Source organism: Roseobacter sp. YIN89, assembly GCF_057219365.1.
Genome location: NZ_JBXVVD010000001.1, coordinates 731,596 through 756,378, shown reverse-complemented (window position 1 = coordinate 756,378; position 24,783 = coordinate 731,596). Strand labels below are relative to the sequence as shown.

The window sequence follows — 24,783 nt, the reverse complement described above, 5'->3', positions numbered from 1 at the left end:
GTGAGAAAATCATGATGACGAAACCAATTATCATTTTTGCGGCAATAAAACTGTCCCTCATAGCAGGGCTTGCGTCTGCGCAATCCTTGGTGCCCGATCCGGTGAACAACCTGCCCATTGCGAACGAGATCGGTTTTGGCGGTGGCGGATGGGGGCAAATTTATAACACTGCTGAATTACAAACTTTCGCAATCGATGTATTGGTCGTTCTTGCGCTGTCAGCAGCGATAGCACTTCATCCTGTTCGGCTGGCAGCCAGGTCGAAAACACTAGATTTCATTATGCCGCGGCTCTTCGCTTTCTATGCCCTGATCGGGATGGCGGTTGGCTTTCTCGTCGATCAGCACGGGTACATTATCGGCTTCGTGATTTTCGGTATCGGCGCATTGTTGCGCTTCAGGTCAAATCTGGATGACCCGATCGATACTGTCGAGATGATCCTAGTAACCGTCGTAGGTCTCTGCGTTGGATTAAATTTCCCGATCATGGCGCTTTTGATCACTGCGGTGAGTTGGATTTTGATCTGGGTTGCGGGGCGTCGTCTTCCAATCGAGCTTCGGGTGCAGTCAGAGAGCGCGGAAAATCTCGAAGCGGGTCTGGCGCAAATTCGGCACATCGCGCGGCAGGAAGGCTGGAAAGAAGCCTTCGCACATAGGTCGCACTCGAAAAACACTGCGCGTCTTATACTGCTTCACCCGTCCGCCATCGGAGAAGAAGGCGTCGAAGCCGCCTTGTTGAAAGGGTTGGATGACACGGATCTGACTTGGAAGCTCGGGGCGTAAGCTTCCCGCACCTAACGCGCCAGATCCAACCGCGTAAGTTCTCCGATCTGACGCGGCAACGATCTGACATCAATAGTATTTTGATAGTCGGGACCGCGACGCGCTTCGACGGCGATCTCTCCCTTTTCGGAAACCGTGAGGATTGTCAGACCATGTGGTGTCCGCTCCCCTGTTCCGATCAGCGCTCTTGGCCCGCCGCCCAAACAGGCTTGGCTGACATAGGCAACACCATCCTTGTATCCCGGCCAGTAGGCATGGTGATGACCTGACAAGTGCAGATCGACACCCAGTTCATGATAAAGGCTTTCAAGAACGGGGTCGCCAATGATTTCTTTTTCGCGATTTATTGCAAATGGAAAAAGCGGCAGGTGACTAAAGGTGATCAGCGTACCGTTACCGGAGAATGCAGATTTGAGCCGTTCGTGTTGTTCGCCACGAAGCGGTCCCAGTGTTGTCGCGTCGAGGGACGCAAACCGAACGTCACCGATATCGAACACATAGAAAAAGGGGTAGTCTGCACCGTCGACGAAACTGAAGGCTGGTTCGCGGTCACGCCACTGCTGCGCGTAAATCCGGCGCTCTGCAGCAAATCGAGCGTATCCGCTGGCATCATGATTGCCCGGGGTGACGGCCAGAGGGATGCCCGCGCGCTCGAGAGGATCGCTGACAACCTCGTGAAAAGCAGACCACATGCGCCGTATTTCCTTGTCAGACAGGAGCGGAATGCGCTGGCCCGCTACCATATCGCCCGTTGAGACTACCAAATCCGGCCGCGTCTTGATGATCCAATCAATCGCGCGTGAAATGCGCAGCGAATAATCGGTAGATCCGTAAGAGCCATTCAAGTCCGATATCACAACAACCGTCAGAGGCTTGGCGCAAGACACACCGGCCCAGAACACCAAGGAAAGGACGGCGAGTGCCTTAAGCACCACAGGCAATCTTTTGTTCTTTACCGACTCCTGTCAGGAAGAACTCCTTGGGTGACAAATCAAACCGCAGGTCGCCAGCCTCGCAAGTGGTGCGTAGGATATCAGCCGCCAGCTTCGTGTTTTTCACGATCTGACTAATTTGACCCTCGTTCAGACCCAGAGACGATGAAACCCAATCGTAAACCGCACCTTTGGCTTGCAGATCCTGATCAAGGGCGATCAGCTTCTGGTACGTCTTTGCATTCATGTGCCGCAGCTTTTCCAGCATTTGGGTAGACTTTGCAAAGTTGGCATACTGAACACGGCCGCCGGCGTCGTTGTCATTGAGGTTTGTGCGACGGATGAGCATTGCTTCCGTAGGGACAGAGGCATCACCCGGTTCATGATGCTTTGCTTTCTTATGCTCCACCTCGCCATTCGCCACCCAATAGTAATAGGGTGTGAAATCAATGTTTCCGACACGATCTTGTTGGCTGAAGATGAAATCCAAAAGCACAATTTCCGTCAGCTCCTTCATCCAGTAGACCATCTGCTCGGGCGGAGTATCCGAACCTAGATCACGCGCGATCTGAGGGTCACGTGTGCCTTTCTCAAGCCCTTCTTCAATTGCTCCGGACAACGGCTTGCTTGATCTCAAAGCCAAAAACGCCGGTGTTTCCTGAAAGTCAAAGTTCTGCCCTTTGCCCCAGCCGGACTTTCTGGTGCCGTTGATCTCTGAGCCGTAGCGGTGACCGGGGCTTGATGTCAGCACGCCGAATATCTGCTGTCGATCCGAGGTGAACAACTCGTCAGTGGGTGAATACCGATCCGGGTTCTGATCGGCTGCCACCAACATCTGCCACCCGGCGTTGTTCATTCGAGCACTGCGATTATGCCCTGAAATCGACAAACCGGGGCGGGCGACTTCGCTCAGGTGCATTTTGGCATCCATGGTGCGCCATACGGTGACCGGAACTTTGACCGTCGTGTCGAAGTACCGCGAAAAATGATAGTAGAGCAACGCGGATGCAGAGAAGGTGCCCGACGTACCACTGGCATTCATCGTGGGTTTGAACTTTGCCAGATCACCTTTTGCCAGACCTTTCGCCGACTTCCCCTCAGAACAGGCATTTCTCTCAAAGCCTGCGCGATCCATCGCGTAGTTGCCGCCCGAGATATCGTAGATCATCATTCCGGGCGATGTGCTCCAGGTTTTTGGGCAAAGTGCGACCTCGGGTGCGTACAGGTCGATCTGACAAAAGGCTGTCTCGTCCTTGAGATCCCCTTTGGCGTACTCTCCTCCGGGAATTGGCGTGATCTGCACACAGCGTTCCGTCAGTCCGTTAGGGCTTTGGAAGGTGGTTTCCGTGCCGACCACCGCATCAGACGCCCACAATGGCGACGTGGACATAGCAGCGATGGCGGCGAGCAGCGTAATGCGCATCATGGATCCTAGCGTCATTAGGTTATTTCGGGCAGATTGCGGCGCGCTGTGCATCGGTGATCGCGAGCAACGGATCCACCGAGAATTTGGCGAATTTTCCGTCGATCCACTTGTCGCATCCGCCGGAACACGGGGCGTTATTGCGCGCATCGTTCCAATAGGCTTTCGCGCGATCTTCGGACCAACCGCAAAACTGCACGAGTGCCATCGCTGACAAGGCACCGGAGGAATGAACCCCCCACATGCAATGCACCAGTACAGGGCCACTGTTGCTGACAATCGCCTTGTGAACATCTTTCATCACAGAAGCAGGGCGCGAAGAGCGCGCGGATTTGTATTCGAGAGAACCTGATCCACAACTCGTTGCTCCGTAAGACGTATTCTTTCCAAAGTCTGCATAGAACGCTTCCGAAAATCCGGACTGACACAGGCTCTGTTTTTGAGCACTCGACAGACCGGTCCGACCCTTGTCTCCGCCTTGAAACCCACCGCGATAAAGCACGCCCGTCAAAACAGGTCGGAAGAATGCCATACCATCCGGTTGACCGGGCATTGATCGAACGAGCATGTCGCTGGCGCTGGGGCCACCAGACCGGTCAGTGAAATTTTCGGCCTGTGCAGAGATCGGCAAAAGCAGCAACAGTAGAACGCGCAAAACTGATTTCATTGGTAATCTCCGTACGTTTGTTAAAAAAGTGTTACCGCTCTTCGTTGTATATAAAGAGACACGACGAGGTGACGTTTACCAGCCGCAAATGTTTGACTGATTGCTTCAAAACCGTAGTATCGAAAGTAGGATAAAATCAAGCTCTTGCCAGAGAGAGTACTAACGCGCTTCGCGAATTCCATTGAACGGGGACAACTATGAAGAATATTCTATTGGCTTTGCCAGCTTTCGCATTTCTCGTCGCCTGCGATGACGGTGCTACGACAAGTGTCGCCTCCGCGACACCAACTGCGGCAGAACAGGCTTGCCTGCGCGATGTCACGGCAACGACCAACAATCCGGATGTCGCGTTGCTAGGTTCTGAATACTCCGAAGCCGGAACACTTGTGCGTGTCGGTGTCGGCCCCGACCGCGCGCCATGGCAGTGCATTGCTTACAGCGACGGTACCACCGACGGCATCATGTCGCTGACAGACGAAGGCTTCCTCTAGTTCAATAGTCGGGTCCACAGGGAAATAGTGACAACTGATGCTGTGTAAGATCGCGATCTGGGTGTTCGTATTGCTATGGGCAGGTGCGACTTTCATCTTTGCAACAGGGACTTTCGGATGGTTTGGACAGCCGCAGGACCCTTTGTCCGGAGTGTTTTTACTCCCTCTGGGCCTTCCGTGGAATCTGGCAATCGAGAATGTGCCCGAAAGCGGCAGACCGTTCTTCGGCGTACTCGCACCCTTGGTGAATTTGGCAATACTCGTAGTTCTTGGCAGAAAAAAGAACGGATCAATTAAGCAAACCTAGCAGCAAAAAAGCTGCGACAATTGGGAGAAAGATAATATGGGAAAACTGATTTTGGGATTGGTCATCGGGCTGCTTGTTGGCGGTATCGGTGGCGGGATGCTGGGCGTTGGCAGCGGCGCGGGAATAGGTATCGCTACGGGCCTTTCGGCGGGCGTTTGCGGCATTGCGAATGCGGCGCAGCAGGAGGGGCTTTTGACCGAAGAGCAGGTCGATCAGGTATTCAACCGCGCGGTTAGCAATCTCAGAGAGTTGACACCAGACGCAGAAGACAGCGGCGAGACAATTGTCGGTGCTGCAAGCGAATGCGACGCGGTGCTGCAAAAGCTTCGGGACGCTTCTGCGTCATAACTTTTTTGTCCGGGAACTAGCCTTTCAAGGCAAGGGGATGAGTGATGAAATATTTTCGACTGAATTCTGCATTTTTGGCTTTGGCGGTTTTGGCAACGCCAACCGTGGCCGATATCTCTGACGAAGCAAATGCTTGCATCGATGAACTAATCAGCCGCGTCGGAAACGTGGGTGGCGAGGTGCTTGACCAAGAGTTTTCCGAAGCTGCCATTATGGTGCGGCTGCGTGATGCCAACGGTAACACCTACGAATGCCTTGTCTGGTCAGGCCCTAATATCGCGGACTTCCGACAGGTCAGCGGTGAAGGTGCCATGGCCGATGACGGGGGTGGTGCGATGGCGGGGGCTTCTGGTCCGCCGGTTGTCTCTGGAACTGAGCGCGTGCAATTTGCCGCTGGTACATCAGGTACAGCCTTGTCCGGAACACTTAACCCCAACAGTTCCGTGCGCTATGTGCTTGGCGCGGCAAACCGCCAATTCCTGCGAATTGATGTAAGTGCCCGTGAAGGCATTTTGGATTACAGCATTCTCAATCCGGACGGGTCGTTTCTGCTGGAGCCGATTTCTTCTGAAAAACCCTATCAGGGCGAGTTGTGGCAAACCGGAGATCACGTCGTTGAGGTGATCAACCGGAGCAGTGGGCAGGCTTCGTTCGACATGGGCATCGGAATTGAGTGATCGTTTGTTCAACCAAAAAAAAGGAATACTCTATGAGACTGAATAACTTTGTCGCGGCCGGGGTCGCACTTGTTACCCTTGCCGCATGTGACGATCCCGGCCCTGCTCCGGAAGTCGGTCAACCTGCTGTTGGTAGTTCTACGGATTTGACCGCGTTTGAAGGTGCAGGCGCGGGCCAGGCCGAAATGGGGATACAAAGCCTCGGGTTTGAGCTGGTCCGTTCCGAGGGGCTCACATCATTCTGGTTCAATCGGGAAACTGGCGCCTGCGCGCGCATAACGACATCGGATGGCCGCTATTCTGATGTGACCATGATTCCCGCGGAAGATTGCTGATGGGAATGCTGCACGCAATAGTCACCGGCCTGTTGGTCGGTGGCGCGTATTTGCTCTTTAGAAGGATGGGATGGTTTGAGAACCGCTCGAAAGGGCAACAAGCATTGATATTCGTACCGACCGTTTTCGTGGTTGTTTTTGTCATAAATCTGTTCTGGCCAAATGGCTGAATGCTGTGCTGCCTGTGTACTGCGATCTTTCGACTATCTGATGGAGACGCGTTTGCCTAAAGTGCTTTTGGGCACGCGTCGCATCTTGTTTTTTGGTTTGTTGGCTTTGTTCCTGCAGGCGGCCTGCAGCCAGCTTGACCCTCTAAACCTACCGTCAGAATCGGCCCGGTCTGCTGAAAAAACTGGTCCGCTTGCAGTGGTGGAGACCGTCACAAGACAGAACTGGCAGGTTCCTCTGAATACCGGACAACAAGCCCTAGAGTGGCGCTTGCGCGCCATCGACTCGGCCGTCGGAAGCCTTGATCTGCAGACATTTCTTTGGCTGGACGACACAGTCGGGAATTTGTTCAAGGAACGCATATTGAATGCGGCAGATCGTGGTGTGAAAGTTCGCATCCTGATCGACGACAGTTTTCTGGCAGGGCAAGACCAATCGAGCTTGCGTTTGAGCGCACACCCCAACGTCTCGTACAGGGTTTATAATCCCTACAGCAGACGCAGCAGCACGGCTGTGAGCCGCACAGTCCTGAATCTTGGTGACTTTTCAAGACTGGACCACCGCATGCATAACAAGGTTATGGTGGCTGACGGTCACGTCGCCATTATCGGAGGCCGCAATCTGGCAGACGAATACTTCGGAATGGACCCGCAATCCAACTTCCGAGACATGGAACTGCTTGTCGGCGGGCCGATCATTTCTGAGCTTGAAGCGAGTTTTGACACGTATTGGAACGACCGCTGGGCCTTTCCGATAGACAATCTAACCCGGTTGAAAACACAAAATACATCCATTGAAGAGTTCGCAGCCAAGGCGAAATCTGCAAGCAAGGCTTTCCCCTCAGAAACAGCATCGCAGCAGCAAAGCGCGTGGCAGACGGTGGCAAAAGAAAGTTACCGAGGTCGCACGCGTCTTGTTGTAGACGCGCCGCCTGCTGACCGACCCGAGGCTTTAAGTGATCGCCCTACGCAGGTCGCGAATGAATTGGAGCGGTTGATCGGCAAGGCCCGTTCCGAAGTTATTGCTGTTTCGGCATACCTAATTCCGACACCAACACTAACAGACGTTATGCGTGATGCTGAAAACCGTGGCGTCGAGGTCAAACTGCTGACAAATTCAATAAACTCAAACAACCACCTGTCTGCTTATTCGGTTTACAGAAACCACGTCTACGACTTGTTGAACCTGGGCGCAGAAGTTCACGAAATGCGCGCTGATGCGAAAGATCGCAGCCGTTATATTTCAGCCCCAGTTGCACAAAAAAAACTTGGGCTGCATGCCAAGTATCTCATTTTGGACAGGCAAACAGTTTTCATCGGCAGCGCGAATTTGGACCCCAGATCGCTGCGCATAAACACTGAAGTCGGTATTCTGGTCGACAGTCCCAGTCTTGCAAATGAACTTATTGCCCTCACCGAGATTGATTTTGCACCCGAGAACGCGTGGCGTCTGGAAAATAGGGATGGATCATTGGTTTGGTCGTCGGCGGGTGTTTCGAGACAGTCGTCACCTGCAAAGAGTGAGTTTCAACGTCTGGAAGCCTGGTTTTTTGCCCACCTGCCGATTGAAGCAGAGATGTAACTCTTAGCAATTGTTGAGCTTTGTGGCAGCTTTGCTTCAGAGTATTGCCGCGGCGGGCAAAGAATTAGTCTATGTATCAAAGAAGTAACGTATGAAGAAACAGCTAGTTGCAGGCACCGTCGCTACAGTCTTGATGGCATTACCGGCAGCGGCTGACTGGGGTTTCAGTGGGTCGCCCAATCCAAACGCGTTCATCCAGACAGGCAACATGACGCTGGAGCTACAATGCGACAGGATCCGTTTTGCCCCTGCAGGATACGAAGACTCACAAGATATATTATCCAAGCAAAGCCTGTCGTTTCGGTTCATGAAAGACGGCTCAACCGAGGTAGGGGCATTTCAGGCAGGAACCGCGAATGCGGATTTCTCTCTCGTGAACAACTATTCTGTTGAGGTCCGCTTCTTCGAACAGGGCGATTATGATTTCGTTTTGGACCAGATAGCACAGAATGCGGTTCTGAACCTATCGATGTCTGAACAGGATGTCTCTTACGGCATTTTTTCACTCAAAGGCTCTGGTGCGGCTGTGAAATCGCTGCGAGCCGCATGTAACTCCGAGCAATCAACATCGCAATCGAACCGTATGGAAGCGCCCGAGGGCATTGTCTATTGCGGCGGAGGTGCAGTTCAGCGGGTAATCGAATATGCCATCGTGGGACAGCCGGGCGACCAGTGGGATGCCGTCGTGACCGTCAATGGAGAAACCATTCGCGCGATGACGTCATATAACTATTTCGGAGATTCCCAGCAGCCGGCAGGCTTCAAGGTCGCTCTCTTGGGAGAAGACCGGTCAGAGTTCCTTGTTTTCAGCGCTGGGGAACGGAACTGGATCGAATTTGGCGATTACACCTATGACCAATGCAACTAAGCCACACCAAAAGGCGGGAAATACAGACATGAGTTATCAGACAACCAGAAAGAGTGAGCGCATCGCTTTCAAAGCGCCGAAGTTGGTTCTGTGTGCGGTCTATGCCACGTGCTTTTCTGCCGCGGCACATGCACAGGAATGGGCTGGGTTGCCCGCACAACTGCTTGAGAAAGTTGAAGCCGCTCAGCAAGCATGTTCGGATTTTGAAAACGGCCAGTTCGCCCTTGAATTCGGAGCGGTGCAACGGATCGACCTTGACGGCGACTTCCATTCGGACTGGGCGCTGAACGAAGCCTGGTTTTCCTGTTCCTCCGCGGCCTCGCTCTATTGTGGCACCGGCGGATGCATGTCTCACTTCCTGATCGAGGATGCTGTGTTCTCGCTTCTCAATCGAGGATGGGACATGACAAACTTAGGCCCAGACCGCGTACTTCTGGCAGATGTGCATGGTTCGCAATGTGAAGGGATCAACCCAACGCCCTGCGTTGTGGCCAGTGTCTGGGACGCTGAAGAAAGAGTTTGGCGAAGCACAACGGCACAGTGGGAATAGAAATACGAAGCGAATTTGAATATCCGATTGTCGGCATCGGTGCCTTCGCGCGAGTAATCGCGACGGCGCGATGCGGAAAACTACTCCGCAAGGTGCGCCGCCGTTTCCAAATGCTTAATTGCTACAACGACAAGAACCCGTCACGCCCCTTTCATCGACGGCAGGTCCTGTTTGATCCGCTGGTAGCCATAACCAATATGGGTTCGCTGAATAAATCCGATCGCTGCGACATCGTTATGCTTCAACGCCATATTGATATCGCTTAGTTCCTCCACCAGCGCCCGAGCCATTTCCGTACCTATTTGGTTGCTCGTCCGATACCACGTGCTGGCCGCCTGACAGTAGGTCTGCCACCAAAACGACTGTAGCGTGCCGTTGCCGATCAGGCTGGTGATCAGGACATGCAGACGGTGGTTGATCTCGATATATCGCCGTGGGTCAAAGGCAATTTTCAACGCCTCCGCCTCTTTCAACAATGCCTGACCGATCTCACGGTCAACCTCCCTGATGGCTCTGGGTGACATGGTTCCGATAAGCGTCGCGAGTTCGAGCCTCATCTCGTAAACATGGCGTATTTTCTCAGCGGAAAGAGTGACGACCACCGTACCTACCCCGTTCCGGGTTTCTACTAGCCCAAGATGGCTGATCCGGCTGATTGCATCCCGTACCGGTGTTCGGCTGACGCCAAATTCCGCCGCCAGTTCAGCTTCTTTAAGCTGATCGCCGGGGGTGTAATCCAAAAAGCAGATGCGCTGCAAAATTTCGGCCTGCATGGCTTCGACTGTACTTTTGGCATCGGCCTTAACGGTTTTCTGAGACATTTGCGCATTAATCTCCATAGGGCCATGTGCATACACCAATGTATAAATCGGCGCAATATTTCGTAATTTTTCGGCGTTTGACACCTTAGGTGTATACAGGCTAGGCATATCGATAAATAGCCCAGCCACTACTTGAGGAAATTGCCATGCTCGACGAAGCCAAAACACGCACCTTGGCACTTCAGGCCAGAATGAAGGAATTGGGCATCCAGCGCGCTATTTTCACCGATGAAAGTTCCATCGCTTATCTCGCGGGGTTCTGGGGTTATCTCGGCATTGAATTTGGCCGCCCGTCTATGCTGGTGGTGAATGCCGAAGAAGCCCCCATCGTGATCACACCGCTCATGGAAAGCGAAATGGTGGGCGCAATGACATGGGTCGAGGATGTGCGCACATGGAAAGACATGGGCCAGCGCACATGGGGCCGTGCGCTCAGCGGTGCTTTGGGCGAACGGCCAGACAAAATTTGGGTCGAACGGAGCAGCATTCCCGCAATTGTGCGCAATTACTTGGACGAGACCTACCCAGGTGTGGAGATCAAAGACATCTCACCAGTTCTGGGAGCCATGCGTATGATCAAAACGCCATTTGAAATTCGCGTCATGAAAGAGGCTGGTCAGATCGCCGGTGCGATGATGAAGGCGGCTCATGACAGCCTGAAAGAAGGCGCGCGGGAATATGAAAGTGCGCTGGCAGTGATCGAAGCCGGGTCGCACAAAGCAGCCAAATTTCTGACGGATAAGGGCTGGGACAGGTTCGTCTCGCCGATGATACACAACCTGCAGATCCTGCAAAGCGGCAAGGATACCTCCATGGTCCATCGCCGGGCTTCGGTACGCGAATACCAGCGCGCTGATCCGGTCTATTTCTGCTTTTGCAACATGGCCCAGTTCAAGCAATACAAGCTTGGGTTTGACCGAATGTTCCACATTGGCGAGGTGCGCGACGTTGCAGCGCGTGTGCAGGAGGCGGCAATAGAGGCCCAACAGGCCGCCATCGCCGCGATCCGCCCAGGTATAGAAGCGCAAGACGTCGCCCGGGCGGCCAATGAGGTTTATGCCAAACATGGGTATGAGACCGGCTATCGAACCGGACGTTCCATCGGTGTGGCGTATCTTGAAGCGCCAGAACTGAAAACAGGTGACACAACTATTCTGCAGCCGGGCATGACCTTTGCGGTAGATGGGGGAATTTCCATCGATGGCGTCACCGCAGGGCGCATAGGCGATTCAGTCGTCGTGACGGAAACGGGGTGTGACTATATCACGGAATACCCCCGTACATTGCTTGTCACGGACAGCTAGAAATGAGCCGCACATTTCGACTTGCAGTCGCGCAATCGCCTGCCGATCTAGCAACCACTAAAAAGCGGCTGGATTGGCTGGCAGACACGATCCCTGCCGTGGCTGCTGCGCGTACCGACCTTCTGGTTTTACCCGAGCTTTTTGCCACCGGCTACAACATCGGCGATCAAGTCGCCGCACGGGCCGAGCCTGCCACCGGCCCCATTGCCCAAGCTGTTTCGGCGATTGCCAAGACGCACGGCGTTGCCATCCATTACGGTTTTCCCGAACTGGACGGTGAAATGATCTACAATTCGTCGCAGTGCATTGGACCGGATGGGGCGCGCCTTGGCGGACACCGCAAATTGCTTATCCCACCGGGATTTGAACGCGATCATTTCGCATCGGGCCAAGGTTGTGCGCTTTTCACCTTCCGCGGTGTGCGGATTGCAACACTGATTTGCTATGACGCTGAGTTCCCGGAAACCGCGCGGCATGTGGCCTCATTGGGGGCAGAGCTGATCTTGGTACCCACGGCACTAGGCTCTCAATGGGGCTGGGTTGCGCAATGTATGATCCCGACCCGCGCCTATGAAAACGGTGTTTTCCTCGCATATGCAAACAGCGCTGGCGTCGAACACGGCATGGCCTATTTGGGTCAAAGCGTTATTGCAGCCCCGGACGGTCACGAACTTGCCCGCGCGGGCGAGAAACCCGAGACAATCTTTGGAACGTTGCACTTAGACAGAGTTTCTGCCGCCCAAGAACGGCTTCCATATCTAAAGGATCGCGCAGCTCTGGGACCGGACACGCTTTGAAGCGCACCGAACGGCGTAACAGTCCAATGAGCCGAAGGGCGATCAAAAAGCCCAGCTAAATCCGGTCGCCTTTTCGGACACGTCCCACAGCTTTTCCATCACCGCCTTGTCATATGCGTGCGGGTTGAGCGTACCCTTACCGACCGGGCCGCTGGTTTGCAAAAACCCAGTAGGACCGTAGAGCGCGCGTTGTTCCAGATTGTCCTCGGTCGCACACATGACCTCTGGATAGGCACCCTTTTCGGCGGTTTGCACCATCGGCGTCTTACTCATGAGCCACCAGGTGAGCCGGGTCATGACCCCTCCGCTGGTGCTGATCAGCGAGGTCGCAGATGCCCCCGGGTGACAGACATAGACCTCAACGCCCTTGCCCGCGCCCTGTAGCCGATCCTGTAGCTCGTAAGAAAACATCATCTGCGCCAGCTTGCTCTGGCTATAGACGGCGTTGGCGCTGTAGTTCCTGTCCCAATTCATGTCGTCGAACTGAATGGTCTTGATGCCCATGTTATAACCAAGGCTGGCGACCACAACCAACCTGCCCCTGCTTTCTGCGATCTGGCCAAATAGCATCCCGCACAACAGAAAATGACCATAGTGGTTGGTGCCTAACTGACTTTCGAAGCCGTCAACTGTGAGCTTCTGTGTCGGCACCTGCGCGATAGCCGCGTTGCAGATCAATGCGTCGATCCGTGGAATGCTTATTAGAACGTCATTTGCCGCAGTGCGCACACTGGCCAGATCGGACAGGTCCATGCGCACAAAGCTCACATTGGCCTGTAATCCGAACTCTTCTTTCAGCTTGTTGACCGCAGCAGTCGATTTGTCCGTACTTCGGTTCAGCATTACGACCTGTGCGCCCTTGGACAAAAGGATGCGCGAGGCTTGAAACCCGGCACCTGCATTGCCGCCGGTGATGATAAAAGTCTTTCCAGCCAGTGATCCGAGGCGTTCTGGCGTCCAGCCTTTGGGTCCGAACGTTGTATCTGCCATTGTGCTTTTCCTTACAGCATCACCACCGCAGTTTTGAGGTGCTCGTGTGTGTCATGAAGATGTAGATAACTCTCCCCGGCAGGTCGGAACAGGCAAAATCATCGCGAAAACTTGCCTGATTGTATCAGCTGGGTTGTCACGGCAGATCGTGCCTCATTAGATTGGCCGTCGGTAACGCCAGCCCGTCGCAGTTCAGCCCGGAGTTCAAAAGAATGTATGGGAAGTCTCCACGAGAATGGAGCGATTGCCAGCCAGTGTTAGCCGGAGTTTAGCGAACGCAACTCTCGCGGCATTCTTGGAAACAGCCGCCATTGCAACACACTGCCATGTGACGCTTTTTCCTCAGATGGGAAGTTGACCAATTTGTTGCCGCTGCACACTTTTCGAAGCGGTCGTTTAGGGTCGAAACAGTGGAGTTTCATTCGCGAACGGCCACGTGCCGCGACGGAGCGGTCATCTGTTACAAAATCACGGGATTTTTCGAAGCAAACCTATAGTCTTTCAGCAGTGCAGCTAACATTGGCTGCCTCGCTGCATGCCGAAACCAGCTCTGCGTTGGCCAAGTCTTTTTGTCGACGAAAGTACCGGCGGATTCCGCACACACCGCGAGCCACACGCAACTGATCGTTTTTTGACGCGGTGATATTGGCAGGAATGCGCGCGGACAATCCGCTTTGCCACTCAAACGACGAAAGGCAAGGCAACAGCACATGCCAGAAAAATGCTTAGCATAAGCGTCATTTTGCCATCGCGTCGGTGGCTGGAGTCGCCGACTTTATGGTCCCACAAACGCGTTGACCGCGCTGTGGCTTCTATGTCTTTCAAGTAGGCCTTGTGGGTGATGAAATGTGGGTCATGCATTGGTTCGTCCTTCTCAGTTCGGTGATGTGCCCAAACTGCCAAACATGCCTGTCTGCCGTGTAGTGCAGGTTGTGAACCGTTCGTGATACAGATTTTGAACTAGATTGCATTGGTGATCGTCTTCTATCCTCGCGGTCGAAAGGAGACCAAACGTGAGCACCAAACCATACGGAAATCTGTGCGCGATCACACATGCGTGCGAAGTGCTCGAGCCACGATGGACAATTCCGATCCTGTCCGAGATGTGGGGCGGCTCGACCAAGTTCAACGAGATACGGCGCAGCGTCGGCAGCATATCTCCGGCACTGTTGTCAAAGCGATTAAAAGAACTCGAAGGCCACGGATTGATCGAGAGAATCGAAGATCCGGCAACAGGTCAAGTGCACTACGTGCGCACACAGCGTGCAATCGATCTCGAACCGGCACTGGATGCCTTGGCCGCATGGGCCCAGTGCAACATCGAGGCGCGCACTGCGCTTGCCGACACCGACGTTTCCAACCTCATGTGGAAAATGCGAAACCTCATCGACCCAGAAGAATTGCCAAAACGGCAGGTGGTTATCCAGTTTCGTTTTGCGGACACCGGGCTGGCCTACAACACGTATTGGGCACTCATCCGGCCTGGTGTCGCGACAGAAATATGCACCACAATACCGGGCCTAGACGTCGACTTGTACATCGAAACAGATCGGGTATCCCTATCCGCTATCCTTCTGAGCCGTACAACAGTTTCACGGGAACTGGATGAAGGCCGGCTGTTTGTAAGTGGCGACGCTCTTTTGGCGCGAACGATGGACCGTTGGCTATACCATCGCACGAAAGAGGACCGCAGCGCGATTGCGCAATTGTGAAGGGTCTGATCCGTGGCGCAGCATATTCGCGGGGCGACATCTGCGGTCAAACCAACAACTAATGTTCCGCTGAAACCAAACGGTTCAGCCACCTGCGTTATCGACGTGTTTAAAAACCAATCGATACGTCCGGCACAGTGATCGCAGCAAGCCGCCGCTACAGTCGTGGCGCGGGCGATCGCACAATATCCGTTTACGTCTTATCTGCACCAAGGGGTAACGGAATGAAGTTCTGCGCATCGCGTCAAAGGTGGATTGTAGCTTTGGCTCAGCGGGTAATCCCCACGCACCGCGACACAAAAAGCTGTCACTGCTTCTGAACGCCAGCAGAGTCATGAACTTGTGACTTAGTTTCAGCTAAAGTGATAATATTTTGTCACTGAACCAAACGCCGAGCTTAGCTTACCCGGACCTTGCTGCTTAGGCTAACCCAAACCAAATGGTACGGCTTTTTTGGACATACTGCTTTGACGCATGGCAATTACGGGTTACGGTTTTTGTGCTGCGAACATCCTGAGTTCCGACTGAAGGCGTCGGTTAAATGAGGAAATGATTTTGGGGGAATTCACTGTGAAACTTTTATTGAAGTTCTTTTCCATCTGTCTTGTTGCTTTGCCAATGGTATCTTTTGCTCAGATGGCAGATGCGCAAGCCGATGAAGAGTCTACCATTCCGGAAGAATCATTGCTGACTCAAGCCGAACTGGAAAACTTGGTCGCGCCGGTCGCGCTTTATCCAGATACGCTGCTTATTCAGATCCTTGTCGCGTCGACCAACCCAATGGAAGTCGTGAAAAGCGACCGCCTGCTGGCCACGAATGAAGGCGAAGACCCAGAGGCCATCAAAGCAGCGATAGAGGCCGAAGACTGGGACGAAAGTGTCGAAGTTCTTGCCATTGCCTTTCCGGAAGTCATCGAAGACATGGCGTTGCATCTGGAATGGACAGAAACCATGGGCGACGCAATGTTAGCCCAGACTGATGACGTGATGAATGCAGTTCAGACAATGCGAACTCAGGCCATAAACTCTGGGGCCCTGATCTCAAACGAACAGCAGCTTGTCGAAGTTACCGAGGAAGAAGACGTTATCATCCAACCTGCTGATCCTGAGATTGTGTATGTGCCGCAATACGATTCAGAGGTCGTTTATGTGCAGGACAACAACAGCAATGTTGTCGGTGACGCATTGACAACCGGCCTGATCGCTTACGGGACGTTTACCGTTTTGGACGCCATCTTTGATGACGATGATGACTGGAACGACTACTGGGGTTGCAGGAATTGCGGCGGATGGGGTGGTGGTCCTATCTACCGCAACCCGGATATCGACATTGATGTCGACGGAAACGTGAACATCGGCAACAATATCGGTTCCGGCAATATAGGTGACCGTCGTCCCGATGGCGGCTGGAAACCAGATGACGACCGCGCGGAAAACGCCCGAGAGAAAATCTCCACCAAGCGCGACGGTAATGGAAAGACCAAGTTGCCGGTGAGCAAATCCGATAGCAGGTCAGATGCCCTTCGCAACAAATTGTCGACCTCGTCGGGCGCTCCTGACATTTCGCGACCTGGTGCCGCTGTCAAACCCGAAGCTATTCGCAAAACAATGTCCGGTTCCAAAGGGGGCAATTTCAATCGCGATGCGACCAAGGTGAACAGACCAAAGCCTAGCAAGGCGGTAAAGAACACCCCGTCCATCAAGAAACCGTCGACCAAAAAAGCGCCAATCAGCGCGTCAAAGCCCAAGGTGCAAAAAAAACCCAAAGCGATTAGCCAACGATCCAGTGCACCAAAAGCGCGCAAGGCCTCTAGCCGTGGGAAGGCCAGTGGCAAAAAGATGAAAAGAAGGGGTTAAAGATGCGTAATCTAAAGTTTCTAGCGATTGTACTGGCTTGTCTGCTCGCCAAGACGGCGATGGCCGACCCCGGAAAATATCAAACACCGCAGGACGCGCTCGAAGCGTTGATGGATGCGCTTCGAAACGCCGACAGAGCGGCTGTACTTGATGTATTTGGGACTGAGGCAAAAGACTATCTTTCTGCTGGCGACCCGGTGGAAGATCAACTCAACCGCCTGTCAATGCTCGACCTTTATCAGGAGGGCTACCGTTTTGAGCCGCAAGAAGATGGGTCAGTCATGATTGCGTTAGGTTCCGGGGGATGGCTGTTTCCCGTACCTTTGGCCAAGGCTGAGGACGGTTCTTGGTCTTTTGATAACGACTTGGGACGCGAAGAAGTGCGGCTGCGCCAGGTTGGAGAGAACGAACTCGAGATCATCGAATTATTGAGCGCATACGGCGACATTCAAAATGCTTTCCGCCAGGCCGATATGGATGGCGACGGGGTCATGGAGTTCGCGCAACAGATCATCTCGTCATCTTCAGAGGCCCGTGACGGATTGTTCTGGCCGGAAGAAGACACGTTGTTGGGTGAGTTGTTCGCCCGTGCCTCTGCAACCGGGTACAACGACGGTACTTCTGACCAACCTCCAGAGCCGTTCTTTGGATACTATTTTCGCGTTTTGACGAAACAGACAGATGCCGCGCCGGGTGGAGCAATGGATTATGTGATCAACGGGAACATGGTCGGCGGGCATGCTCTTCTTGCGGTGCCTGCTGTCTACGGGGAAACCGGAATACACAGCTTTATGGTGTCTGAGAATGGAGTCATTTTGGAAGCCGTTCTTGGAGAAGACACGCTTACCATCGCTGCAGAAATGTTTGCGTATGACCCTACAGAAGAGTGGCTTCCTGTAGGACAGTGAATGGCATGTAGGCAATCGGGCCTGCGTCAGGTTGGTTGCGGTAATTTGTGTAAAATTGCCGACATGTGATCACGGGCTTGATCGGTGTATCGTTTCGACTGTCGCGGCAAATGCATCAGGGCGGAGCCATCGCGGAGAGGACGGTCAGACGCCCACTGCGCGGGTTCGCTCTGAGCACATGCTGCCAACTGATATAAAATTGCCCAGCACTGTTTGGCCCCCGGCGGCGCAAGGCAGGTCCGACATTGCTCCTAAAACACGCCGGGCGGTGTGCTTTTTTGCGTTGCAGATACAATATTCAAAAAGATGTTTCAGGTCCGGAATAGCCTCGCTGAGCGTAAGTCAGATCATCGTGCCCCTGCTGATATTCACCTATTTCTCAAATCAATTGTCACTCTGAAAACCTGTCACAAAACAGTCATACAAACAGTCTAGGCGATGGATCCCAGATTTCGGTATCAGGAGCCAAGCCGTTGCATAAATTGAATTCGCAAGATGGCTCGAAGGTATCTCCACTCTGCTTTGGATGCATGCAATTTGGCGGCACGGCGGATGCCGCGGCAAGTCAGGCAATGTACGAGGCGTGCCGCGCGGCAGGCGTCAACTTTTTTGACACGGCCCATACCTACACCGATGGCGCCTCTGAACGGATGTTGGGAGAGTTTGCAAAACCTGAGCGCGACAAGCTGATAGTAGCAACAAAGACCGGCTACACCGGCGGCAGTGGCCGCAACAACATTCTTCGGCAATTCGATGAAAGCCGCACGCGGTTGGGCTTTGACACGGTAGATATCCTTTATTTGCACCGCTGGGACCCGGACACCCCCTTGCACGAGACGTTTGAAACACTGGGCAATTTGCAGCAATCAGGCAAAATTCGACATCTCGGCGTGTCGAACTTTGCCGCGTGGCAGGTGATGAAGGCGCAAACAGTTGCAAATATGGTGGGAACTCGCATCGACATTATCCAACCGATGTATTCGCTGGTCAAACGCCAAGCCGAGGTTGAACTCTTTCCCATGGCGCTCTCGGAGGGGATCGCGATTGCTCCCTATTCTCCTCTTGGCAGTGGATTACTGACGGGGAAATATCTTTCAGGCGGAACAGGGCGTCTGTCGACGGACAAACGCTATGCCGCGCGCTACGGTCAGGATTGGATGATTGAGACGGCACAAGCGTTGTCGGAACTGGCGCAGGATCGGGGTGCCGACCCAGCGTCACTCGCCGTGGCCTGGGCCGCACATCATCCTGCCGTGACATCACCCATCATCAGCGCCCGCAATGTCGCTCAGTTGCAACCATCACTGGTTGCTCAAAACCTGAAATTGACCGCAGAAGAATACGCGCGCATCGAGGCGCTTTCCGTGCGGCCTGCCCCTGCAACCGACCGACTGGAAGAAGCAGTACCTTAGGCAGGGTTCGCCAGCTTTTCTTCCCAGTGTGCACCCATAGCGACGATACAGGACGTGCCGTTTGCGTAATTCTGCACAATCAGCCAATCCCCGGTGCGTTCAGTAACCCAGACTTCCAGCATCGTGTCAGCGTCACGCAGACCCATTCCCTGACGCTCTGCTCCGATTACCTGTTTCAAGGTTTCGGTCATGCGGGTTCTGTCATCGCAGCTGACATCAGACATCTGCGCTTGGGCAAATGTCGGAAACAATACGCATATGCCAAAAAGTACAGTGTACCGGTCGATCATTTTAAAAACTCGCTTTCCTCACGCCCGAATGTAACAGGTTTATGACATCCTGTGGATAAAAAAATCCTTTAATACTGAGGAAAGTTATGTCCGCTGTGATGGAATGTACCCGTGATGCGATCACTGGACATGGCGATATTTTACATTTCTGTCGCAAAGCTGTCAGAAAACTGAATCAAATCCGTCACGAAGCTGTAGCCTTCGTTCTCTATGCGCTCCCTTAACATGGGGGCGATATGCTGCAGATCGACACGCTGACCAAGCGCTTTGGAAACAAGACAGCCGTGGACGCGGCCAACATCTATATCGACAAACCGACCATGATCGGTGTCATTGGTCGCTCGGGTGCCGGAAAGTCTACGCTGCTGCGTATGATCAACCGGCTCAACGATGCGTCGGAGGGCAAGATCACCTTTGAGGGTGAAGAGATCACGGCGCTGCGCGGGGCGGCCAAGAGAGATTGGCAATCGCGTTGTGCGATGATCTTTCAGCAATTCAATCTCGTTCCCCGGATGGACGTAGTTTCGAATGTGTTGCACGGCACGCTGAACAAGCGGTCCACATTTGCGACAATGTTCAACCTTTATCCACAAGCGGACATACACAAGGCCATCGAAATTCTGGATCGCCTCGGCATCGCAGAGCAGGCCCCCAAACGGGCCGAAGCACTGTCAGGTGGCCAGCAACAACGCGTGGCAATCGCACGGGCGTTGATGCAGGACCCAAAGATTATTCTGGCAGATGAACCCATCGCATCCCTCGACCCGATGAACGCACAAGTTGTCATGGAGTCGCTTCGGACCATCCACGAAGAAGACGGGCGCATGGTCATTGCCAACCTGCACACTCTCGACACCGCGCGACGCTATTGCGATCGGGTGATCGGGATGCGAGACGGTCGGATTGTTTTTGACGGAACGCCCGAGCAACTGACCACAGGGGTTGCGCGCGACATTTACGGGGCGAACGCAGATTTTTCCGAAGCTGCCACCTCCACCGAAATCGAAACACTGGACAGGCCGGAGGTCCGCGAAGCGGAAGTCTACGTCTGATCCAGCCTAACCCGCGCATCGGCGCGGGCCCTCTTCATCAAACCCAACGGAGAAAACGATGAAAAAGACCCTCGCACTGGCGCTTGCAGCCACTACAGCCCTCAGCACTGGCGCTTTGGCGCAAGACATCACAGAATTCCGCATTGGCATTCTGGGTGGCGAAAACGCACAGGACCGGATGAACAGCTATCAGTGTCTGGCCGACTACACGACCGAGGAACTTGGCGTCGAGACGAAGCTTTTTGCTCCGGCCGACTATAACGGCGTGATCCAAGGCCTGCTCGGCGGTACTATCGACATGGCCTGGCTCGGCGCGTCAGCCTACGCGGCAACCTTCCTGCAAGACCCCGAAGCGGTCGTGCCTGTTCTGATCAAGGTGAATGTTGACGGTTCTGTCGGTTACCACTCGATCGGGTTCGCTCGTAAGGACAGCGGCATCAATTCGCTGGACGACATGGAAGGCAAGGTTTTTGGCTTCGGTGATCCGAACTCGACTTCTGGGTACCTGATCCCATCCATCGAAATCCCGCAGTACAAAGACGGCGTCACCATGGAAAGCGGCGAATATTTCGGTGAAGTCAAATTTACCGGTGGTCATGAGCAGACAATCGTTGCGGTCAACAACGGCGACATCGATGGCGGTGTGACCTGGGCCGACGCTCAAGGCAACTGGGAAGACGGCTACAATTCCGGCGCGCTGCGCAAAGCCGTGGACGCGGGCCTTGTTGACATGAACGATATGGTCCAAATCTGGAAATCAAAAGTCATCCCTGAAGGTCCAATCGTTCTGCGCAAAGCCCTGCCGGCTGACGTGCGCGAGAAAATGACTGCGCTGGTAGACGGTCTTTACGAAGCGGACCCAGACTGCGCCTACGGTGTTGCATCGGGTGACACCCTTGGCTTCCAGCCGGTAACCCACGAAACCTACATTTCTATCGTTGAGGCCCGCAAAGCCAAAATCGGCGGCTAAGTAATTTCTATGACGTGTCCGGTAGCCCCTCGGGGCTGCCGGTATTTCTTTGTCCGGGGGTCGGAATGGCAGACATATCACTCAGCGTCGCACCGCAGACGGTGGAAAGCATACAGTCCGCCTATATGGCACAGGTCCAACGCCGCAGGCTCTACGGCGGTTTGACGTTGCTGATCTTCGTCGTTCTGATGGTATCCGGCTTCAACATCGCAGACGACCGGAATGCAGGCGGCTTTTGGGAAGGATTGCACCAAATCGGTGATTATCCGGCGGACGTTTTGTCCGAGGCGTGGGAAAAGCGCGCTGATCTCCCCGGCCTTATCGCCAAATACTTTCCAGCTTTGGTGGAAACCGTAAACATCGCTGCCGTGTCCACCTTAATCGGCGCGATTGGTGGTCTGTTCTTATCTTTGCTCGGCACGCGCGGCTTGGCGCTTTGGCCGCGCCTGATCCCACTCTTCCGCCGTATCTCGGACATCATGCGCGCTGTACCAGAGATCGTTATCGCATTGGTGCTGATCTTCGTTCTTGGTGGCGGCCCTGTCCCTGCAATGATTGCCATCGCCATCCACACGGCAGGGGCGCTTGGCAAGATGTTCTCCGAAGTGGCGGAAAATGCAGACCTCAAACCCGTTGAAGGTCTGGCTTCTACAGGTGCCAGGTGGTCACAGCGGATGCTTTTGGGCGTGCTGCCACAGATCGCACCAAACTACGTGAGCTACACTTTGCTGAGGTTTGAGATCAACATCCGCGCTTCGGCAATCCTAGGCTTCGTCGGTGCGGGTGGTCTCGGCTACGAGCTGCGAAATTCAATGGCGTGGGGGCCCGGCCGCTTTGACGAGGCCGCCGCGATCTTCATCCTGTTGTTCGGCACGATCGTGTTCTTTGATCAGGTCTCGAGCCGATACCGTAACCGTTTGACCGAAGGGCAGAGCCAATGACAGCCGTTGACCTTGACGCAACCAAGCTTGAGGCCGAGAAGCTTTTCCATCGCAAGCGCATGATCGGCTTCGCCCTGCCCGCCCTGATTGCGGTCTATTTCACATATATCTTCTTTGCGTTTGATTTGCCGGGCCTCGCGGGACGTGCAAATTTAGATAACGCGATCACACTCGCTTCGGACAGTTGGTCTCACAAAGTCCATGTCACCCGCGACAACCGTTCAGGCGAGGTGACCTATGCCGTGGAGGGCGAACGCAAAGGGACATATCCGGATGGCATGCGGCCCGATTGGGTCAGCGGAGAAGAGATCATAACCATTGATCTGGGTGGCGATCACATTGTGCGCTATCTTCCGGACAGTCGCACCGAGATTGAAATTCCGGGTTTTCAGTTGATCGAAGTTCAGGCCGAGGGCCGCAGCCTGAAAACGAACCTGCCAGATGACCTTCCCGACTGGATTTCCGCCTCCAGTCGCCGCATCGGGATCACAACACCCGAAGGGCGCATCACCCTGACCGGCGCACGTACCGAAGTCTTCAATTACTTCCCCGGATGGGAGCTGTTCTGGTTTACCCTAGACAGCCCTTATCACGGGCAAAGCCTGACGAAGATCCTGTTTGGCCAGCAACTGGATCCAGCAAGATCAAATGTCTCTGGCGCGATCTCTGATTGGTGGAACAATGCGATGTGGCGCCACAAGGATGTCGCATGGGCCATCGGCGAGACGATCCTGATGGCGTTCCTAGGTACGATGGGGGCGGCGATCATCGCGCTGCCACTTGCTTTTCTAGCGGCCAAACGGTTCTCTCCACTGATGCTAATTCGCGCCACGACCCGCCGCCTGTTCGATTTCGTTCGCGGCGTTGATGCGCTTATCTGGACGGTAGTTCTGGCCCGCGCCTTTGGCCCGGGCCCTCTGACGGGCGCGTTGGCTATCCTGATTACCGACACGGGCACGTTCGGCAAGATATTCTCAGAGGCGCTGGAAAACGTCGATCAAAAGCAGATCGAGGGCGTGTCATCCACAGGCGCCAAACCGCTGCAACGCTACCGTTTCGGGGTCATTCCACAGGTGGTGCCGGTGCTGTTGGCGCAAATTCTGTATTTCCTTGAATCGAATACCCGCTCTGCGACCATCATCGGTGCGATCACAGGCGGCGGTATCGGTTTGATGTTGACCCAAGCGATCCAGACCCAGAAAGACTGGGAAGAGGTCGCCTATTATATTGTCCTGATCATCGCCATGGTGATGTTCATGGACTGGTTCTCAGGTTGGCTGCGCGGCAAGCTGATCGGGCGCAAGGACTGATGGCACGCATCCTTGTGACCGGGGCCAACAGGGGGATCGGGGCGGCGCTTGTTACTGCTGCGAAAGCCACCGGGCACGATCCGCTTGGCACCACGCGCGACGGTCGGTGCGGCACGCTGGCCTTGCGGCTGGACGATCCTGAGACGATTGCCGACCAGTTGGCCGATGTTGGCCCGGTAGACGTGCTGATTAACAACGCGGGTGTGATCGGACCGGACCGACAATCGCCGTGCGATATGGATTTCGCTGGTTTCGCTGAAACGCTGTCGATAAACACACTGGCACCTTTGGCAGTGGCGCAGGCGGTATTGCCACGTCTGCTGGAAAGCCACGCGCCAAAGATACTGACCGTTTCCTCACAAATGGCGTGGATGGGATATCGCAAGGCAGACCGCATCGCCTATCGCGCATCCAAGGCGGCGGCGAACAAAATCATGCAAGGCCTCGCCACAGCGCTGGAACCCGACGCGATCCCTGTGGCGCTGGTCGACCCGGGTTGGGTTCGCACGGATATGGGCGGCGCAGAGGCGGACGAAGATCCCCGAGAGGTTGCCACTGGTATCCTCGCCTTGGCCGACCGGTTGACGATGGAAGACACCGGCAAGTTCTTCCGCTTCACCGGCGAAGAACGCGCATTTTGACCATGCCCCGCCTTTCCCCCGATACCCCTTTTGTCCATCCCGATTGCGAAATTACCGACAGCACCTTCGGGGCGTATGTCGAGATCGGCAAAGGGAGCCGCGTCGCGCATTCCGCATTAGGGGATTACAGCTATTGCGACCGATACGCCGACATCGCTAACGCGCAGATCGGTAAATTTTCCAATATTGCCGCCTTTTCCCGGATCGGTGCCACCGATCACCCCTTGCACACCGCAGCCTGTCACCACTTTCTGTATCGTTCCGCCGACTACTGGGACGACACCGCGCGAGACGAAGCATTCTTTGCGCACCGCAAATCACGTATCGCGCGCATCGGCCATGACACATGGATCGGCGCGGGCGCGATGATCAAGCCAGAAGTGACACTGGGGGACGGTGCGGTTGTGGCGGCGGGCGCTGTGGTGACCAAAGATGTAGAGCCCTACATGATCGTGGCCGGCACACCGGCAAAGCCGCTGCGCCCGCGCCAACCGCGCGAGATTGCAGATCGCCTGATCGCGTTAGCGTGGTGGGACTGGCCCCATGACGCACTGCGCATGGCCTTGGAGGACTTCCGCACACTTGACACAGAGACATTTCTCGAGAGGTATGGCGGGTAGCCAAGCTCTGTTGCTCGTGCACCAAACAC

28 protein-coding genes are annotated in these 24,783 nt (G+C 54.5%); 21 read left to right on the top strand and 7 right to left on the bottom strand.

Annotated elements, in window-relative coordinates:
• Positions 1-14: 14 nt before the first annotated feature.
• The gene (locus tag AC2D8V_RS03715) at positions 15-782 is read left to right on the top strand and encodes a hypothetical protein (protein ID WP_484732166.1); all 768 of its coding nucleotides are present in this window, start codon (positions 15-17) and stop codon (positions 780-782) included.
• 11 nt (positions 783-793) lie between these two features.
• On the opposite strand, the gene AC2D8V_RS03710 is transcribed toward AC2D8V_RS03715, so the two are convergent.
• The 3 genes from AC2D8V_RS03710 to AC2D8V_RS03700 are packed head-to-tail and all read right to left on the bottom strand — an operon-like array spanning position 794 to position 3,804.
• Positions 794-1,714 (bottom strand): metallophosphoesterase family protein, encoded by a 921-nt coding sequence (locus AC2D8V_RS03710; RefSeq protein WP_484732165.1) that lies wholly within the window; start codon positions 1,712-1,714, stop codon positions 794-796.
• Complete coding sequence (locus AC2D8V_RS03705; RefSeq protein WP_484732164.1) at positions 1,707-3,155, bottom strand: hypothetical protein; 1,449 nt, start codon at positions 3,153-3,155, stop codon at positions 1,707-1,709. Before AC2D8V_RS03705 ends, AC2D8V_RS03710 begins: the two co-directional genes overlap by 8 nt.
• A gap of 4 nt (positions 3,156-3,159) precedes the next feature.
• Positions 3,160-3,804 (bottom strand): hypothetical protein, encoded by a 645-nt coding sequence (locus AC2D8V_RS03700; RefSeq protein ID WP_484732163.1) that lies wholly within the window; start codon positions 3,802-3,804, stop codon positions 3,160-3,162.
• Positions 3,805-4,001: 197 nt separating this feature from the next.
• Between AC2D8V_RS03700 and AC2D8V_RS03695 the strand changes: the two genes are divergently transcribed.
• The 8 genes from AC2D8V_RS03695 (at position 4,002) to AC2D8V_RS03660 (ending at position 9,129) form a co-directional block, all read left to right on the top strand.
• Positions 4,002-4,295 carry a hypothetical protein gene (locus tag AC2D8V_RS03695; protein ID WP_484732162.1) on the top strand — a complete coding sequence of 98 codons (294 nt, stop codon included), beginning with the start codon at positions 4,002-4,004 and terminating at the stop codon, positions 4,293-4,295.
• Between the two features lie 343 nt (positions 4,296-4,638).
• Complete coding sequence (locus AC2D8V_RS03690) at positions 4,639-4,950, top strand: hypothetical protein (protein WP_484732161.1); 312 nt, start codon at positions 4,639-4,641, stop codon at positions 4,948-4,950.
• 44 nt (positions 4,951-4,994) lie between these two features.
• Complete coding sequence (locus AC2D8V_RS03685) at positions 4,995-5,627, top strand: hypothetical protein (protein WP_484732160.1); 633 nt, start codon at positions 4,995-4,997, stop codon at positions 5,625-5,627.
• Positions 5,628-5,659: 32 nt separating this feature from the next.
• Entirely contained in the window at positions 5,660-5,962 is a 303-nt protein-coding gene (locus AC2D8V_RS03680) for a hypothetical protein (protein WP_484732159.1), read from the top strand.
• A 5-nt stretch (positions 5,963-5,967) separates the two neighbouring features.
• Positions 5,968-6,132, top strand: a complete 165-nt coding sequence (locus AC2D8V_RS03675) for a hypothetical protein (protein ID WP_484732158.1) — start codon at positions 5,968-5,970, stop codon at positions 6,130-6,132.
• On the top strand, positions 6,125-7,711 hold the full coding sequence (locus AC2D8V_RS03670) for a phospholipase D family protein (protein WP_484732157.1): 1,587 nt from the start codon (positions 6,125-6,127) through the stop codon (positions 7,709-7,711). Before AC2D8V_RS03675 ends, AC2D8V_RS03670 begins: the two co-directional genes overlap by 8 nt.
• A gap of 91 nt (positions 7,712-7,802) precedes the next feature.
• Complete coding sequence (locus AC2D8V_RS03665; RefSeq protein WP_484732156.1) at positions 7,803-8,579, top strand: hypothetical protein; 777 nt, start codon at positions 7,803-7,805, stop codon at positions 8,577-8,579.
• A gap of 28 nt (positions 8,580-8,607) precedes the next feature.
• On the top strand, positions 8,608-9,129 hold the full coding sequence (locus AC2D8V_RS03660) for a hypothetical protein (protein WP_484732155.1): 522 nt from the start codon (positions 8,608-8,610) through the stop codon (positions 9,127-9,129).
• Between the two features lie 140 nt (positions 9,130-9,269).
• Here the strand turns inward: AC2D8V_RS03660 and AC2D8V_RS03655 are convergent, their stop codons facing one another.
• Complete coding sequence (locus tag AC2D8V_RS03655; RefSeq protein WP_484732154.1) at positions 9,270-10,034, bottom strand: GntR family transcriptional regulator; 765 nt, start codon at positions 10,032-10,034, stop codon at positions 9,270-9,272.
• 62 nt (positions 10,035-10,096) lie between these two features.
• Here AC2D8V_RS03655 and AC2D8V_RS03650 point away from each other — a divergent pair, with 62 nt between their 5' ends.
• Together AC2D8V_RS03650 and AC2D8V_RS03645 are read left to right on the top strand one after the other, a co-directional pair.
• Positions 10,097-11,254 carry a M24 family metallopeptidase gene (locus tag AC2D8V_RS03650; RefSeq protein ID WP_484732153.1) on the top strand — a complete coding sequence of 386 codons (1,158 nt, stop codon included), beginning with the start codon at positions 10,097-10,099 and terminating at the stop codon, positions 11,252-11,254.
• Between the two features lie 2 nt (positions 11,255-11,256).
• Entirely contained in the window at positions 11,257-12,051 is a 795-nt protein-coding gene (locus AC2D8V_RS03645; RefSeq protein WP_484732152.1) for a carbon-nitrogen hydrolase family protein, read from the top strand.
• Positions 12,052-12,093: 42 nt separating this feature from the next.
• Here AC2D8V_RS03645 and AC2D8V_RS03640 read toward each other — a convergent pair whose 3' ends face one another.
• A complete protein-coding gene (locus AC2D8V_RS03640; protein WP_484732151.1) occupies positions 12,094-13,041 on the bottom strand; it encodes an SDR family oxidoreductase in 948 nt (315 codons plus the stop codon).
• Between the two features lie 681 nt (positions 13,042-13,722).
• A complete protein-coding gene (locus AC2D8V_RS03635; RefSeq protein ID WP_484732150.1) occupies positions 13,723-13,902 on the bottom strand; it encodes a hypothetical protein in 180 nt (59 codons plus the stop codon).
• A gap of 152 nt (positions 13,903-14,054) precedes the next feature.
• Between AC2D8V_RS03635 and AC2D8V_RS03630 the strand changes: the two genes are divergently transcribed.
• The 4 genes from AC2D8V_RS03630 (at position 14,055) to AC2D8V_RS03615 (ending at position 18,930) form a co-directional block, all read left to right on the top strand.
• Positions 14,055-14,753, top strand: a complete 699-nt coding sequence (locus tag AC2D8V_RS03630) for a winged helix-turn-helix transcriptional regulator (protein ID WP_484732149.1) — start codon at positions 14,055-14,057, stop codon at positions 14,751-14,753.
• Between the two features lie 570 nt (positions 14,754-15,323).
• On the top strand, positions 15,324-16,610 hold the full coding sequence (locus AC2D8V_RS03625; protein ID WP_484732148.1) for a DUF3300 domain-containing protein: 1,287 nt from the start codon (positions 15,324-15,326) through the stop codon (positions 16,608-16,610).
• Between the two features lie 2 nt (positions 16,611-16,612).
• Positions 16,613-17,518 carry a DUF2950 family protein gene (locus AC2D8V_RS03620; protein WP_484732147.1) on the top strand — a complete coding sequence of 302 codons (906 nt, stop codon included), beginning with the start codon at positions 16,613-16,615 and terminating at the stop codon, positions 17,516-17,518.
• 473 nt (positions 17,519-17,991) lie between these two features.
• Positions 17,992-18,930 (top strand): aldo/keto reductase, encoded by a 939-nt coding sequence (locus tag AC2D8V_RS03615; RefSeq protein WP_484732146.1) that lies wholly within the window; start codon positions 17,992-17,994, stop codon positions 18,928-18,930.
• Here AC2D8V_RS03615 and AC2D8V_RS03610 read toward each other — a convergent pair.
• Positions 18,927-19,220, bottom strand: a complete 294-nt coding sequence (locus AC2D8V_RS03610; protein WP_484732145.1) for a hypothetical protein — start codon at positions 19,218-19,220, stop codon at positions 18,927-18,929. The two genes, AC2D8V_RS03615 and AC2D8V_RS03610, sit on opposite strands and share 4 nt — an antisense overlap.
• Positions 19,221-19,456: 236 nt before the next feature.
• Here AC2D8V_RS03610 and phnC point away from each other — a divergent pair, with 236 nt between their 5' ends.
• From phnC to AC2D8V_RS03580, 6 genes are all read left to right on the top strand, one after another.
• Positions 19,457-20,272, top strand: a complete 816-nt coding sequence (phnC, locus tag AC2D8V_RS03605) for a phosphonate ABC transporter ATP-binding protein (RefSeq protein WP_484732144.1) — start codon at positions 19,457-19,459, stop codon at positions 20,270-20,272.
• A gap of 58 nt (positions 20,273-20,330) precedes the next feature.
• Positions 20,331-21,242, top strand: coding sequence for a phosphonate ABC transporter substrate-binding protein (gene phnD, locus AC2D8V_RS03600; RefSeq protein ID WP_484732143.1), 912 nt, complete (start codon positions 20,331-20,333; stop codon positions 21,240-21,242).
• Positions 21,243-21,307: 65 nt separating this feature from the next.
• A complete protein-coding gene (gene phnE, locus AC2D8V_RS03595) occupies positions 21,308-22,183 on the top strand; it encodes a phosphonate ABC transporter, permease protein PhnE (protein WP_484732142.1) in 876 nt (291 codons plus the stop codon).
• Positions 22,180-23,493, top strand: a complete 1,314-nt coding sequence (phnE, locus tag AC2D8V_RS03590) for a phosphonate ABC transporter, permease protein PhnE (RefSeq protein WP_484732141.1) — start codon at positions 22,180-22,182, stop codon at positions 23,491-23,493. The genes phnE (AC2D8V_RS03595) and phnE (AC2D8V_RS03590) overlap by 4 nt, the downstream gene beginning before the upstream one ends.
• Complete coding sequence (locus AC2D8V_RS03585; protein ID WP_484732140.1) at positions 23,493-24,134, top strand: SDR family NAD(P)-dependent oxidoreductase; 642 nt, start codon at positions 23,493-23,495, stop codon at positions 24,132-24,134. The genes phnE (AC2D8V_RS03590) and AC2D8V_RS03585 overlap by 1 nt, the downstream gene beginning before the upstream one ends.
• A gap of 2 nt (positions 24,135-24,136) precedes the next feature.
• Positions 24,137-24,754, top strand: coding sequence for a DapH/DapD/GlmU-related protein (locus tag AC2D8V_RS03580; protein ID WP_484732139.1), 618 nt, complete (start codon positions 24,137-24,139; stop codon positions 24,752-24,754).
• Positions 24,755-24,783 lie beyond the last annotated feature (29 nt).